Here is a 13,040-nt window from a genome sequence, read left to right on the forward strand (position 1 = left end):
CCGCACACCGGCGCCCCCGTTCGGCGTAACCGATCGCTCACGCGTTCGTTGAGTCGAACGGGGGCGACATCACGGCACCGCCCCTTCACCGAGCAGCTGACGAAGGAGCGGTTCCGATGGCGACTGCGTACACCCATGAGCGTCTCAGCGAGGCGGCCGCACACTCCCGCACACTGAGCGCCGCACTGGTGACGCTCGGCGTGGACCCGAGGAGCAGCACCCGGCGCTACGTGCATCAGCGCATGAAGGCCATGGGCATCGACACGTCGCACTTCGAGCGCGAGGGCGTGCGGTGGACGAAGGCGGTGCTGGCTGAGGCCGTGGCCGCGTCGAGGAGTGTCAACGACGTGCTCCGGCGCCTCGACCTGGACGTGGTGGGCGGGAATCACACATACATCAGCCGAAGGATCGCAGCGTTCGGGCTCGACACGTCGCACTTCCGCGCGCGGCCACCCGAACATGGCCGGAGCAAGAGGCGGCGACTGTCGAGTGCGGACGTGCTCGTCGAGATCACTGACCCACAGGCTCGCCGGACTTCCCCCGCGCGCCTTCGATGCTGCCTGAAGGAGCGCGGGGTCCCCGAGAGGTGCGCCCTCTGCGGCCTGCCTCCACGCTGGATGGGGTCACGCCTCACGCTTGAGGTCGATCACGTCGACGGAAACTGGCGAAACAACCGCGTGGAGAACCTGCGTCTGCTGTTCCCTAATTGTCACTCCACGACGGACAGCTACCGAGGGCGGGCCAAGGGCCGCAGCAAACGCTCGGGGGCGATGGGATGACCCGGACCCGATACACGCGGGAGATGCTGGCGGACGCCGCGCGGAGCTGCCAGAGCCTTGACGAGGTTGTCGCACTTCTCTGCGAGCGCCCCTATCCCCAGCTCCGCGCCCACCTCAGGAAACGATACGCGCACTTCGGTATCGACACTTCACACTTCCGCACAACGCCTCGCCGCCGGGCGGTCAGCAGAGCAGCTCCTTCTGTGTCCGAGTTGCAGGCTGCCGCAGCCGCCTCCCGCTCCGTCTCCGAAGCACTCCGAAGGCTGGAACGCCCGGACAGCAGTAGCCAGCGAGCCGCCTTCCGGCGCTGGACGCAGGAAGCCTCGGTGGACATCAACCACTTCACGGGCCAGGGGCACCAGCGTGGAAAGTCGAGCCCGCGAGCGAAGGGGCCAGCTGAGGTTCTCGTGAAGCGCACGGCACGGCGTCGAACCAGCACGGCCGTTCTACGACGCGCGCTGAGGCAGCTCGGCGTGGCCGAACGGTGCGCCACGTGTGGCTCGGGGCCACGGTGGCGAGGTCGGCCCATGACGCTGGAAGTGGATCACATCAATGGCGACTGGTTGGACGACCGCCGAGAGAACCTGCGTCTGCTGTGTCCAAACTGTCACGCCGTAACCAGGACATGGTGCCGTGGCCCGGGAGGCTGACGGTATGGTGGAGGCTGCCTATGCGCCCGTACTCCAACTGGCTTAGAGAGGCTAGCTTTAGGTGCTAGTGGTTGTGGGTTCGAATCCCACCGGGCGTACCTGATGAGAAGAGCCCGCTGCCTTGCTTTCCAAGGTAGCGGGCTCTTCCCGTTCGCCTCACCCGAGCAGTTCGCGGATGGCCGGGGCCAGGGCACGGAAGGCTCGGCCGCGGTGACTGATGGCGTTCTTCTCCTCCGGCGCCAGTTCCGCGCAGGTGCGCGTCTCCCCGTCCGGCTGGAGGATCGGGTCGTAGCCGAAGCCGCCCGCGCCGACCGGGGTGTGGCGCAGGGTGCCGCGCAGCCGCCCCTCGACCACGCGCTCGGTGCCGTCGGGCAGGGCGAGGGCCGCGGCGCAGGCGAAGTGGGCACCGCGGTGGGCGTCGTCGATGTCGGCGAGCTGGGCGAGCAGCAGGTCGAGGTTGGCCTTGTCGTCGCCGTGGCGGCCGGCCCACCGCGCGGAGAAGATGCCGGGCGCGCCGCCGAGGACGTCGACACACAGCCCGGAGTCGTCGGCGACGGCCGGGAGACCGGTCTCCCGGGCGAGCGTGTGTGCCTTGAGCAGGGCGTTCTCGGCGAAGGTGACGCCGGTCTCCCTGACGTCGGGGATGTCGGGGTAGGCGTCGGCGCCGGTGAGGTCGGCGTTGAGGCCGGCCGCGCCGAGGATGGCGCGGAGCTCGGTGACCTTGTGGGCGTTGCGGGTGGCCAGGACGAGACGGGGCTTGGCGGGCGAAGTGTCAGTCATGGGGGCTCAGTTCGGGGTGCAGACGGAGGTCAGTTCGTTCGCGGCGTCGCCGACGGGGCTGACGTCGGGCACCTGGCCGTCGTCGAGGGAGGTGCGGACGTTGTCGACGGCCTTGCGCATGTCGTCGACGGCTGCGGTCACGTCGGTGTCGCCACTGCTGTCGGCTATCTGGTCGAGGTCGTCGTCGATGCGGTCGAGGGCCTCGGCGGCGGCGACCGGGTCCTCGCCGGCGTTGGAGACGGCGTCCTGGAGGTCGTTCACGCTCTCCGCGATGGCGGCCGCGGTGGTGGCGCAGCTGATGGCCTTCTCCACGGCGCCGCAGCCGATGAGTGCGGTGGCCGCGAGTGCGGCGGCGGCGACGGTGAGCAGGGTACGACGCACGTCGGGTCCTCTTTCGCTCGCTGGGAAGCCGGTCCGGCCGGACCGCTCGGGGAGGTAAAGCCCCGGCAAAGGGTACGGTCCGGTACCGGCTGAGACGCCCTCGGGGGCGTGCTGGTTGCCCTCGTTACCGGGCGGCGAGGGCCTGGCGCTGGGCGCCGTCGAGCTGGGCGCAGCCCGCGACGGCGAGGTCGAGGAGGGCGTTGAGCTCGTCGCGGGCGAAGGGCTCGCCTTCGGCGGTGCCCTGGACCTCGACGAAGCGCCCGTCGCCGGTGCAGACGACGTTCATGTCGGTCTCGGCGCGGACGTCCTCCTCGTAGCAGAGGTCGGCGAGGGGGGCGCCGTCGACGATGCCGACGCTGATGGCGGCGACGGTTCCGGTCAGGGGCTGGGCCTTGGCGCGGATGAGCTTGCGCTCCTGGCACCAGGAGACGGCGTCGGCGAGGGCGACGTAGGCGCCGGTGATGGCGGCGGTGCGGGTGCCGCCGTCGGCCTGGAGGACGTCGCAGTCGAGGACGATGGTGTTCTCGCCGAGCGCCTTGAAGTCGACGACGGAGCGCAGTGAGCGACCGATGAGCCGGGAGATCTCGTGGGTGCGCCCGCCGATCTTGCCGCGGACGGCCTCGCGGTCGCCGCGGGTGTTGGTGGCGCGCGGGAGCATCGCGTACTCGGCGGTGACCCAGCCCTCGCCGCTGCCCCGGCGCCAGCGGGGGACGCCCTCGGTGACGCTGGCGGTGCAGAAGACCTTGGTGTCGCCGAAGGAGACGAGCACGGAGCCCTCGGCGTGCTTGCTCCAGTGCCGCTGAATGGTGACGGGGCGGAGCTGTTCGGCGCTGCGGCCGTCGATGCGTGACATGCCCCGAGCCTAGTAGGGAAAGCGGAAGGCCCGTTCCGCAGGGGGAACGGGCCGGTGCGGGCGGGGCGCGTCTACATCATGTCCTCGATCTCCGCGGCGATCGGGTCGGCGTCGGTGCCGATGACGACCTGGACGGCGGTGCCCATCTTGACGACGCCGTGGGCTCCGGCGGCCTTGAGGGCGGTCTCGTTCACCTGTGAGGAGTCGAGGACCTCGGTGCGCAGGCGGGTGATGCAGCCCTCGACCTCTTCGATGTTCTCGATGCCACCGAGCCCGGCGACGATCTTCTCAGCCTTGCTGGCCATGGGCTCTCTCCTGAGTCTCTACCGGGTGTCATCAGCCGTCAGATTGACACATTAACGCACAGTTGGCCCATTCTCACGCGCGTTGGGGCGAGTTGTCGCGAATGATGGCGTTCAGCGGGCTTCGCGGGCGCGGGCACCGCACCCGCACGGCAGTGCGATGGGGCCGCGCCCATCGCCCGCAGGTCGAACCGGGAGAGCGCCGATGGGTTCCGAAGCCGACACCGCGCGGGACGACAGGCCACGCCGCACCTGGCGGCAGGCGACGCTGCGGTCACTGCAGAAGCTCGGGCGCAGCCTCCAGCTTCCGGTGGCGGCCCTGCCCGCCGCCGGGCTCGTCCTGCGGCTGGGCCAGCCGGACGTCCTCGGCGACGAGGGGCTCGGCTGGGACCGGCTGGCGGCCGTGTTCAGCGGGGCGGGGGCGGGCGTCATCGACAACATCGCGATCCTGTTCTGCGTCGGCGTCGCGATCGGCTTCGCCCGCAAGGCGGACGGTTCGACGGCCTTCGCCGCCGTCGTCGCCTACCTCGTCTTCGTCAACACCCTGGAGAGCGCCTTCACCGACCCCGTCACCGGGGAGCCGGTCAGCCCGGGGGTGCTCGGCGGCGTCGTGCTCGGCGTCGTCACCGCCAAGGTGTGGGAGCGCTACCACCGCACCCGGCTGCCGGACTGGCTCGGCTTCTTCAGCGGCCGTCGCTTCGTCCCCGTCGTGATGTCCCTCCTCGCCCTCGTGCTGGCCGTGGGCTTCGGGTACTGCTGGGCGCCGGTCGGCAACGCGCTGGACAGCACGGCCGAGAGCCTGTCGGACCTCGGGGCGTGGGGGTCGGGCGTCTTCGGGGTGCTGAACCGGCTGCTCATCCCGTTCGGGATGCACATGCTCATCAACACCTTCGCCTGGTACCAGTTCGGGGAGTACACGGACGAGGAGGGCGAGACCGTCAACGGCGACTTCTTCCGCTTCCTGGCCGGCGACCCGGACGCGGGGATGTTCATGACGGGCTTCTACCCGATCATGATGTTCGCCCTGCCCGCCGCCGCTCTGGCGATCGCGCACTGCGCCCGCCCCGAGCGCCGCAAGGCCGTCACCGGCATGATGCTCTCGCTCGCGCTGACCTCGTTCGTCACCGGGGTCACGGAGCCCATCGAGTTCTCCTTCGTCTACCTGGCGCCCGTGCTCTACGGCATCCACGCCCTGCTGACGGGCGTCTCGATGGCGGTGACGTGGGCGCTGGGCATCCGGGAGGGCTTCACGTTCTCCGCCGGGCTCTTCGACTACGTGCTGAACTACGGCGAGGCCACGAAGCCCTGGCTGCTCATCCCCGTGGGCCTCTGCTTCGCGGTGGTCTACTACGTGCTCTTCCGCGTGGTGATCCTGCGGTTCGACCTCAAGACGCCGGGCCGCGAGTCGGACGAGGAGATCGCCGCGATGGAACGGGAGAACCTGCGGTAGGGAACCCGCGGGCAGCGGGCCGCCGCGGTCGGGCCGACGGAGGCGGCGGCGTCAGAACGTGTAGACGGCGCCGGGGTGGGCCAGCTCCACGGGGCCGTCGAAGACGGCCTTCGCGTCCCGCAGGTTCACCTGGGCGTCCGTCCACGGCGGCACATGGGTCAGGACGAGCCGGGAGACCCCGGCGCGCTTGGCCGTCTCCCCGGCCTCGCGGCCGTTGAGGTGCAGCCCGGGGATGTCCTCTTTGCCGTGCGTGAACGAGGCCTCGCACAGGAAGAGGTCGGCGCCCCGCGCCAGCTCCTCCAGCACGGGGGTCTCCCCGGTGTCGCCCGAGTACGTCAGGACCGAGTCACCGTGCTCGACGCGGAACCCGTACGCCTCGACGGGGTGGTCCACGAGGGCGGTGCGGACGCGGAACGGGCCGAGGTCGAGGACGGCGCCGTCGGTCAGGGTCCGGAAGTCGAAGACCTCGCGCATCGCCGTCTCGGAGGGGGTGTCGGCGTGGGCGGTGGTCAGCCGCTCCTCCGTGCCGGCCGGGCCGTAGACCGGGAGCGCCGCGCAGCGCCCGCCCTCGAAGCGGAAGTAGCGCACGACGAAGTAGGCGCACATGTCGATGCAGTGGTCGGCGTGCAGATGGCTCAGGACGATCGCGTCGAGGTCGTAGAGCCCGCAGTGGCGCTGCAGTTCGCCCAGGGCCCCGTTGCCCATGTCGAGCAGCAGTCGGTAGCCGTCGGCCTCGACGAGGTAGCTCGAACAGGCCGACTCCGCGGACGGGAACGAACCCGAGCAGCCGACGACGGTGAGCTTCATAGGGGTGGGAACCTCCGCGCAGCCCGGTAGGGGAGTCTCCGAGCGTAAGGGGCACCGGCTGCGCTCGCTCCTCAGGAACGCCACGGTGTGGGCGGAATCACCAGCGCGAGGGACGGCCCCCGCCGGGAGTGCGAGAGGGTTCGGACGGCCCCGGGGTCCCTGTCCGGACGGGCGCGGCGCGCTCGGGCAGGGGCCCGGAGGCTGTCCGTCAGGCCCAGAGCTGCCCGTGGAGCCGGGCGACGGCCTCCTCCGTGGAGGAGGCGGTGTAGATGCCGGTGGACAGGTACTTCCAGCCGCCGTCCGCCACGATGAAGACGATGTCCGCGGGCTCCCCGGACCGCAGCGCCTTGCGGCCCACGCCGATGGCCGCGTGCAGCGCCGCCCCCGTGGAGACTCCGGCGAAGATTCCCTCCTGGGCGAGCAGCTCGCGGGTGCGGGTGACGGCGTCCTCGGAGCCCACCGAGAACCGGGACGTGAGGACGGAGGCGTCGTACAGCTCGGGCACGAAGCCCTCGTCCAGGTTGCGCAGGCCGTAGACCAGGTCGTCGTAGCGCGGCTCGGCGGCGACGATCTGGACGTCCGGCTTGTGCTCCCGCAGGTAGCGCCCCGCGCCCATGAGGGTGCCGGTGGTGCCCAGCCCGGCGACGAAGTGCGTGATGGACGGCAGGTCCGCGAGGATCTCCGGGCCGGTGGTGGCGTAGTGCGCGCCCGCGTTGTCCGGGTTGCCGTACTGGTAGAGCATCACCCAGTCGGGGTGCTCGGCGGCCAGCTCCTTGGCGACGCGCACCGCGGTGTTGGAGCCGCCGGCGGCCGGCGAGGAGATGATCTCGGCGCCCCACATGGCGAGCAGCTCGCGGCGCTCCTCGCTGGTGTTCTCGGGCATGACGCACACGATGCGGTAGCCCTTGAGCTTGGCGGCCATGGCCAGCGAGATGCCGGTGTTGCCCGAGGTGGGTTCCAGGATGGTGCAGCCCGGTGTGAGGCGGCCGTCCTTCTCCGCCTGCTCGATCATGTGCAGGGCGGGGCGGTCCTTGACCGAGCCGGTCGGGTTGCGGTCCTCCAGCTTGGCCCAGATCCGGACGTCCTCGGACGGCGAGAGCCGCGGCAGCCGCACCAGGGGGGTGTTGCCGACCGCGGCCAGCGGCGCGTCGTAGCGCATCAGCGCATGCCTCCGGCGACGGCGGGGAGGATGGTGACGCTGTCCCCGTCGCCGAGCTTGGTGTTGATGCCGTCGAGGAAGCGGACGTCCTCGTCGTTGAGGTAGACGTTCACGAAGCGGCGCAGCTCGCCGCCGTCCACGAGCCGCTCCTGGATGCCGCTGTGCCGGGTCTCCAGGTCCTGGAAGAGCTCGGCGAGGGTGGCGCCGGCGCCCTCGACGGCCTTCTGGCCGTCGGTGTAGGTGCGGAGGATGGTCGGGATGCGGACCTCGATGGCCATGGGTGTGCTCCTGGTCGGTGGGAAAGGCTGGTGCGCGAGGGCGTACGGAGGTGTCGCGTCGGCGGCGCGGGGCGCGGCCGACGGCCTCAACACATGGCGCTGGAGAGGCGGCACAGGTCGACGTGCAGGCGCGCGACGAGCAGGCAGCCCGGGGCCTTGGTGTTCACGTCGTGGATAACCATGGGCACATCGTAGCGATTCCCGGACCCGCGATCGGACCGGCGTTTCATGATGCGGACGTTGGCGTCTCAGATCGCTCGGCCTCGGCCGCGGCGGCCGATCCGCCGGCCGATGTCCCGGACGGTGTTTCCCCCGGCGTCGTCGCGGGTGCCTGGGGCGCGGGGGCGTAGGCGTCGACGATCTGGACCTCCTCCTCGCTCACCTCGCCGTCCACGATGCGGAACGAGCGGAAGGAGAAGGGACCCTCCTCGTTACCGCACTCGGCGGTGGAGACGAGGACGTAGTGCGCGCCGGGCTCGTTCGCGTAGCTGATGTCCGTGCGCGAGGGGTAGGCCTCGGTGGCGGTGTGGGAGTGGTAGATGACCACGGGCTCCTCGTCGCGGTCGTCCATGTCCCGGTAGAGCTTCAGCAGGTCCGTGGAGTCGAACTCGTAGAACGTGGGCGAGCGGGCGGCGTTGAGCATGGGGATGAACCGCTCGGGGCGCCCCTGCCCCACCGGGCCGGCGATGACGCCGCACGCCTCGTCCGGGTGGTCCTGCCGGGCGTGGGCCACGATCTGGTCGTGCAGCGTTCGGGTGATGGTCAGCATGGGGACGAGGATACGCAGCGGGTCCGGCGCCGTCCGAGAGCTGTTCGACGCTCGGGACGAAGGGGCGTTTCCACGGACACCGAACACCGGAGCACATCATCCCGGTTCGCCGGGACGCATACGGGATGTTTTCCGGTCGCCATCGCCTGGAAAGCCGGATTCCCCGGCGGCCATCCACCTCGGACACTTATCGATGGTCACTACAGGCAATTTTTCACCCGCCGGAACAGCGGGCCGGACCGGAAAAGGCGAGTGCCCCCTGCCCGGATTTCACCGGACACAGGGGGCACCCGCCCGCGCAAGGGCGAAAGGCCGAACCGGGGGGCTGGGCCCCCGGGGACGTCAGCTCTTCTGGACGGAGGCGGAAGCGGCCTCCTCGGCCAGCTCCGCGGCCTCGATCTCCTCCTCCGACTCGCCCGCGTCGCGGCGGCGGACGTAGTTGAGGACCTTCTTCAGCTCCCGCTTCACGATCGGGCCGAGCAGGTAGAGGCCCAGGATGTTGAAGAGGGCGGCCATGAACAGGGTGGAGTCGGCCAGCGAGACCAGCGTGCCCAGGCCGAGCAGCGCACCGGAGACGATGATGATCGAGAACAGGATCTTGTAGACGAGGTCACCGGTCTTGCTGTGGCCGAACAGGTAGCCCCAGCACTTGAGGCCGTAGTAGCCCCAGGTGATCACCGTGGAGAAGGCGAAGAGGACCACGGCCACGGTCAGCACGTAGGGGAACCAGGGCAGCGCGGTGTCGAAGGCGTCCGAGGTGATGGAGATACCGGCGCTCGTGCTGCCGTCGACCTCGTTGCCGGCGATGGCGTCCTCGCGGACCTTCTGGTAGGCCGGGCCGCCCGCGATGATGATGGTCAGCGCGGTCATGGTGCAGATGACGACCGTGTCGATGAACGGCTCCAGCATGGCGACGAGGCCCTCGGTGGCGGGGCGCTTCGTCTTCACCGCGGAGTGGGCGATGGGGGCGGAGCCGATGCCCGCCTCGTTGGAGAAGGCGGCCCGCTTGAAGCCGATGATCAGGGCGCCGATCACACCGCCGGCGACACCCTCGGGGTTGAAGGCCTCGGTGACGATGGTGCCGAGGGCGTTGGGCACCTCGGTGATGTTGAAGCCGATGACCAGCAGACAGGCGATCACGTAGAGGATGGCCATCGAGGGCACCAGTCGGCTGGTGACGGCGCCGATGCTGCGCATGCCGCCGATGAGGACGAGGGCCACCAGACCGGCGATGACCACGCCGTAGAAGAGCGCGCCGCCGCTGGTCGCGAAGACGCTGTCGTCACCACCGGTGACGGAGACGACCTGCTCCAGCGACTGGTTGATCTGGAAGAGGTTGCCGCCGAAGAAGGTGAAGAACAGCAGGCTGAAGGCGGCACCGAAGGCCAGCACCTTGCCCAGCACCGGCTTGCCCAGCTCCGCGAGTCCCTTGCGCAGGTAGAGCATGGGACCGCCGTTGACGGTGCCGTCCGCGTTGAACTCCCGGTACTTCACGCCGAGCGTGCACTCGACGAACTTGGTGGCCATACCCAGGAGGCCGCACAGGATCATCCAGAAGGTGGCGCCGGGACCACCGATGGAGATCGCGATGGCGACACCCGCGATGTTGCCGAGGCCGACCGTGCCCGAGACGGCCGAGGTCAGCGCCTGGAAGTGGTTGACCTCGCCGGGGGCGTCCTTCTGGTCGTACTTGCCGCGCACCAGCCGGTAGGCGACCTTCAGGTGCCGGAACTGCGCGAGCCCGAAGTACGTTGAGAACACGAGACCGGCGACGACGAGCCAGCCGACGATGAGCGGGAAATCGGCTCCGAAGATGTTGACCGTGTAGAAGACGATGTCGCCGAGGAAGTCGGCGACGGGTTCGAAGACGCCGTTCACGGCCTCGTCGACCGAATCGGTCCACGTGGTTTCGCTGGTTGCCATGGAAGACCTCTGCCTAGTGCGGCGGACGGTTGTGGGGGGTCACCGGCGGGGTTACCGGTGCTGGGGACCCAGGGAGACAGCGTGCACGCAAGGGGGTCGCCACGCAGTCTCCACCGAAATTCACTCAGGCGTTAGCCCCGCGCAAAAATCGGATTGGCTGTTCCTACCACGCAGAGCGACGGAAGTCATGTGGCATGGATCACACGACCACATAACGGCCGGGTCACAGTCGGGATGAAGCCGGATATTCCGGTCATCCGATTCACAGAGTGACGATCGGAACACCGATTATCGACCCAAGATCGTTACTTTTCGTGATCTCCGCCGGTCGCCGGGGCGCAGACGGCCCCGGGGCGTGGTCAACCCGCCGACGCGGCAACCGGGTTGGCGGCGGAGCGGGACCGGCTCACGGGACGAGCGTGGCGACCAGGGACTCCTGCAGGGCCCCCAGCCAGAGATAGGCCATGACGAGCGGCTTGCGCGGGTCGTCGTCGGACAGCCGGTAGAGGTCCTCGGCGTCGTCCTCGACCTCCAGCCGGGTGCCGATCGTCAGCCGCAGGTCGTTGAGCGCGCCCAGCCACTGGCGCGACTCCTCGGGGCTCAGCGTGAGCACCGCCGCTCCGGAGCCCTCGGCCGGCCGCAGCGTGTCCAGGGTGTGGACGACGGCCAGGCTGTCCGCGCGCTTGCGGTCGCGCAGCTCGTTCTCGGTGAAGCGACGGAACTCGGCGCCCGCCTCGCGGGCCGCGCGGTCCTGCCGCTCCCCCGGGCCGGTGTAGGCGTCCGGAAAGAGCCGGGCGAGCGCCGGGTCGCTGGGCGGTTCGCTGGGGCCGTCCGCGAAGAGCTCCGCGAGCGGGTCGTCGCCCGCCTCCGGCTCGTCCCCGGGCCCGATGAGTTCCAGCAGCTGGACGGCGAGACTGCGCAGGATGGAGACCTCCAGCTCGTCCAGGCCGATCGAGGCGCCGCCGGGCACGCTGGACGACGGTTCGAACTGCGCCGCCATCAGCGCTCCTGCTGGAGGGTCGCCCACAGGCCGTAGCCGTGCATCGCCTGCACGTCGCGCTCCATTTCCTCACGGGTACCGCTGGAGACGATCGCGCGGCCCTTGTGGTGGACGTCGAGCATGAGCCGGTGCGCCTTGTCCTTGGGATAGCCGAAGTAGGCCTGGAACACGTAGGTCACGTAGCTCATGAGGTTGACCGGGTCGTTGTGCACGACCGTCACCCAGGGGACGTCGGGCTCGGGTACCGCCTCGGCGGCCTCGCTCGCCTCGGTCCGTTCGATCTCCACGGGTACGGTCACGGGTTCCATGCTGCCACCGCCCCCGGGTGGGTGCGCAAACGGCCCGCGCCATCGGGGCGGCGCGTCACCCACGACGCCTCGAACGCGCGCCCGACCAATATCGTCACTCTGACGAGATATGGAGTAGCATCGCTGTCATGGACGTTGCTGGAGAGCTGGGTCTGCCCGTCGCCGTGCCCTCGACGGCGCTGTTCACCGACCACTACGAACTGACCATGCTGCAGGCGGCGCTGCGCCACGGCACGGCGCACCGCCGCTGCGTGTTCGAGGTCTTCACCCGCCGACTCCCGGAGGGCCGCCGCTACGGCGTCGTCGCGGGGACCGGGCGGGTCCTGGACGCCGTAGAGAACTTCCGCTTCGAGGAGGGCGTGCTGGACTTCCTGCGCGAGCGCCGCGTGGTGGACGAACCGACGCTGCGCTGGCTCGCCGACTACCGCTTCCAGGGCGACATCCGCGGCTATCCGGAGGGCGAGGTGTACTTCCCGGGCTCGCCGGTGCTCCAGGTGGAGGGCACCTTCGCCGAGTGCGTGCTGCTGGAGACGGTGATCCTCTCGATCCTCAACCACGACTCGGCCGTGGCCGCCGCCGCCTCCCGGATGGCCGTCGCGGCCGGCGGCCGGCCGCTGATCGAGATGGGGGCCCGCCGCACCCACGAGCTGTCGGCCGTCGCCGCCGCGCGGGCCGCGTACGTCGGCGGGTTCTCCTCGACGTCCGACCTGGCGGCGGGCTTCCGCTACGGCATTCCCACCGTGGGCACCAGCGCCCACGCCTTCACCCTGCTGCACGACACCGAGCGGGACGCCTTCGTCGCCCAGGTCGAGTCCATGGGGCGCGGCACCACCCTGCTCGTGGACACCTACGACGTCGGCACCGCCGTCCGGGCGGCCGTGGAAGTCGCCGGGCCCGAGCTGGGCGCCGTGCGGATCGACTCGGGCGACCTGCTGATGCTCGGGCACCGGGTGCGCCGCCAGCTCGACGAGCTGGGCGCCCGGGACACCCGCATCATCGTCACCTCCGACCTCGACGAGTACGCCATCGCCTCGCTCGCCGCGGCGCCGGTGGACGCCTACGGCGTGGGCACCCGGCTGGTGACCGGGAGCGGCCACCCGACGAGCTCGATGGTCTACAAGCTGGTCGCCCGCGCGGACGGAGAGGGGCCGGACGCCCCGCTGCGTCCCGTGGCCAAGAGGTCGCTGGGCGGCAAGCTGTCGGTCGCCGGTGCCAAGTGGGCGGCGCGCCGGCCGGACGCCGAGGGGGTCGCCGAGGCCGAGGTGCTCGGCACCGGGGCGGTGCCGCCGGAGCTGGCCGGGCACGAGCTGCGCGTCGAGCTGGTGCGCGGCGGGAAGATCCTCGCCCGGGAGCCGCTGGACGTCCCGAGGGAGCGGCACCGGCGGGCCCGGGCCGGGCTGCCGCTGTCGGCGACGCAGCTCTCGCCGGGCGACCCGGTGCTGCCCACCGAGTACCTGCTGCCCCCGGCCGCCTGACGCGGCGCCCCGCGCCCCGTCGGGGCGCGGGGACGCGCGGCCGGGGAGCCTCTCGGCCGAGCCCTTCCCGGGGACGGGGGCTGCGCTCGCCGGTCCTGCGCCTTCGGCGCAGACCTCCCCAGCGCG

15 protein-coding genes, 1 tRNA gene and 1 pseudogene are annotated in these 13,040 nt (G+C 70.5%); 5 read left to right on the plus strand and 12 right to left on the minus strand.

Features of this window, described 5'->3' with window-relative positions; all coding sequences use genetic code 11:
* Nucleotides 1–116 precede the first annotated feature (116 nt).
* The 3 genes from HPT28_RS15615 (at nt 117) to HPT28_RS15625 (ending at nt 1,527) form a co-directional block, all read left to right on the plus strand.
* The gene (locus HPT28_RS15615; protein WP_219091690.1) at nt 117–779 is read left to right on the plus strand and encodes an HNH endonuclease; all 663 of its coding nucleotides are present in this window, start codon (nt 117–119) and stop codon (nt 777–779) included.
* Between the two features lie 23 nt (nt 780–802).
* The gene (locus tag HPT28_RS27750) at nt 803–1,429 is read left to right on the plus strand and encodes an HNH endonuclease signature motif containing protein (protein ID WP_374226971.1); all 627 of its coding nucleotides are present in this window, start codon (nt 803–805) and stop codon (nt 1,427–1,429) included.
* A gap of 22 nt (nt 1,430–1,451) precedes the next feature.
* Nucleotides 1,452–1,527, plus strand: a tRNA-Leu gene (locus tag HPT28_RS15625).
* Between the two features lie 58 nt (nt 1,528–1,585).
* Here HPT28_RS15625 and rdgB read toward each other — a convergent pair.
* From rdgB to HPT28_RS15645, 4 genes are all read right to left on the minus strand, one after another.
* Nucleotides 1,586–2,209, minus strand: a complete 624-nt coding sequence (rdgB, locus tag HPT28_RS15630; protein WP_219091692.1) for an RdgB/HAM1 family non-canonical purine NTP pyrophosphatase — start codon at nt 2,207–2,209, stop codon at nt 1,586–1,588.
* A 6-nt stretch (nt 2,210–2,215) separates the two neighbouring features.
* On the minus strand, nt 2,216–2,590 hold the full coding sequence (locus HPT28_RS15635; protein ID WP_219091693.1) for a hypothetical protein: 375 nt from the start codon (nt 2,588–2,590) through the stop codon (nt 2,216–2,218).
* Between the two features lie 124 nt (nt 2,591–2,714).
* Nucleotides 2,715–3,443 carry a ribonuclease PH gene (gene rph, locus HPT28_RS15640; protein ID WP_219091694.1) on the minus strand — a complete coding sequence of 243 codons (729 nt, stop codon included), beginning with the start codon at nt 3,441–3,443 and terminating at the stop codon, nt 2,715–2,717.
* Nucleotides 3,444–3,514: 71 nt separating this feature from the next.
* Nucleotides 3,515–3,748 (minus strand): glucose PTS transporter subunit EIIB, encoded by a 234-nt coding sequence (locus tag HPT28_RS15645; RefSeq protein WP_219091695.1) that lies wholly within the window; start codon nt 3,746–3,748, stop codon nt 3,515–3,517.
* A 202-nt stretch (nt 3,749–3,950) separates the two neighbouring features.
* Here HPT28_RS15645 and HPT28_RS15650 point away from each other — a divergent pair, with 202 nt between their 5' ends.
* A complete protein-coding gene (locus HPT28_RS15650; RefSeq protein ID WP_219091696.1) occupies nt 3,951–5,195 on the plus strand; it encodes a PTS transporter subunit EIIC in 1,245 nt (414 codons plus the stop codon).
* A 51-nt stretch (nt 5,196–5,246) separates the two neighbouring features.
* On the opposite strand, the gene HPT28_RS15655 is transcribed toward HPT28_RS15650, so the two are convergent.
* From HPT28_RS15655 to clpS, 8 genes and pseudogenes are all read right to left on the minus strand, one after another.
* Nucleotides 5,247–6,002 (minus strand): MBL fold metallo-hydrolase, encoded by a 756-nt coding sequence (locus HPT28_RS15655; RefSeq protein WP_219091697.1) that lies wholly within the window; start codon nt 6,000–6,002, stop codon nt 5,247–5,249.
* 208 nt (nt 6,003–6,210) lie between these two features.
* Entirely contained in the window at nt 6,211–7,161 is a 951-nt protein-coding gene (locus HPT28_RS15660) for a PLP-dependent cysteine synthase family protein (RefSeq protein WP_219091698.1), read from the minus strand.
* The gene (locus HPT28_RS15665; RefSeq protein WP_219091699.1) at nt 7,161–7,439 is read right to left on the minus strand and encodes a MoaD/ThiS family protein; all 279 of its coding nucleotides are present in this window, start codon (nt 7,437–7,439) and stop codon (nt 7,161–7,163) included. The genes HPT28_RS15660 and HPT28_RS15665 overlap by 1 nt, the downstream gene beginning before the upstream one ends.
* A gap of 86 nt (nt 7,440–7,525) precedes the next feature.
* Entirely contained in the window at nt 7,526–7,621 is a 96-nt protein-coding gene (locus HPT28_RS27755) for a putative leader peptide (RefSeq protein ID WP_374226972.1), read from the minus strand.
* A gap of 164 nt (nt 7,622–7,785) precedes the next feature.
* A pseudogene (locus HPT28_RS15670) lies at nt 7,786–8,208 on the minus strand (Mov34/MPN/PAD-1 family protein); the annotation flags it as partial.
* A 342-nt stretch (nt 8,209–8,550) separates the two neighbouring features.
* Nucleotides 8,551–10,131, minus strand: coding sequence for a sodium:alanine symporter family protein (locus tag HPT28_RS15675; RefSeq protein WP_219091700.1), 1,581 nt, complete (start codon nt 10,129–10,131; stop codon nt 8,551–8,553).
* Between the two features lie 406 nt (nt 10,132–10,537).
* Nucleotides 10,538–11,131, minus strand: coding sequence for a DUF2017 domain-containing protein (locus tag HPT28_RS15680; protein WP_219091701.1), 594 nt, complete (start codon nt 11,129–11,131; stop codon nt 10,538–10,540).
* Nucleotides 11,131–11,439, minus strand: a complete 309-nt coding sequence (gene clpS, locus HPT28_RS15685; protein ID WP_219091702.1) for an ATP-dependent Clp protease adapter ClpS — start codon at nt 11,437–11,439, stop codon at nt 11,131–11,133. The genes HPT28_RS15680 and clpS overlap by 1 nt, the downstream gene beginning before the upstream one ends.
* Before the next feature lie 128 nt (nt 11,440–11,567).
* On the opposite strand from clpS, the gene HPT28_RS15690 reads away from it, so the two are divergent.
* Nucleotides 11,568–12,914, plus strand: a complete 1,347-nt coding sequence (locus tag HPT28_RS15690) for a nicotinate phosphoribosyltransferase (RefSeq protein ID WP_219091703.1) — start codon at nt 11,568–11,570, stop codon at nt 12,912–12,914.
* Nucleotides 12,915–13,040 lie beyond the last annotated feature (126 nt).

It is taken from the genome of Streptomyces sp. JJ38 (genome assembly GCF_019303475.1).
Lineage (GTDB): Bacteria > Actinomycetota > Actinomycetes > Streptomycetales > Streptomycetaceae > Streptomyces.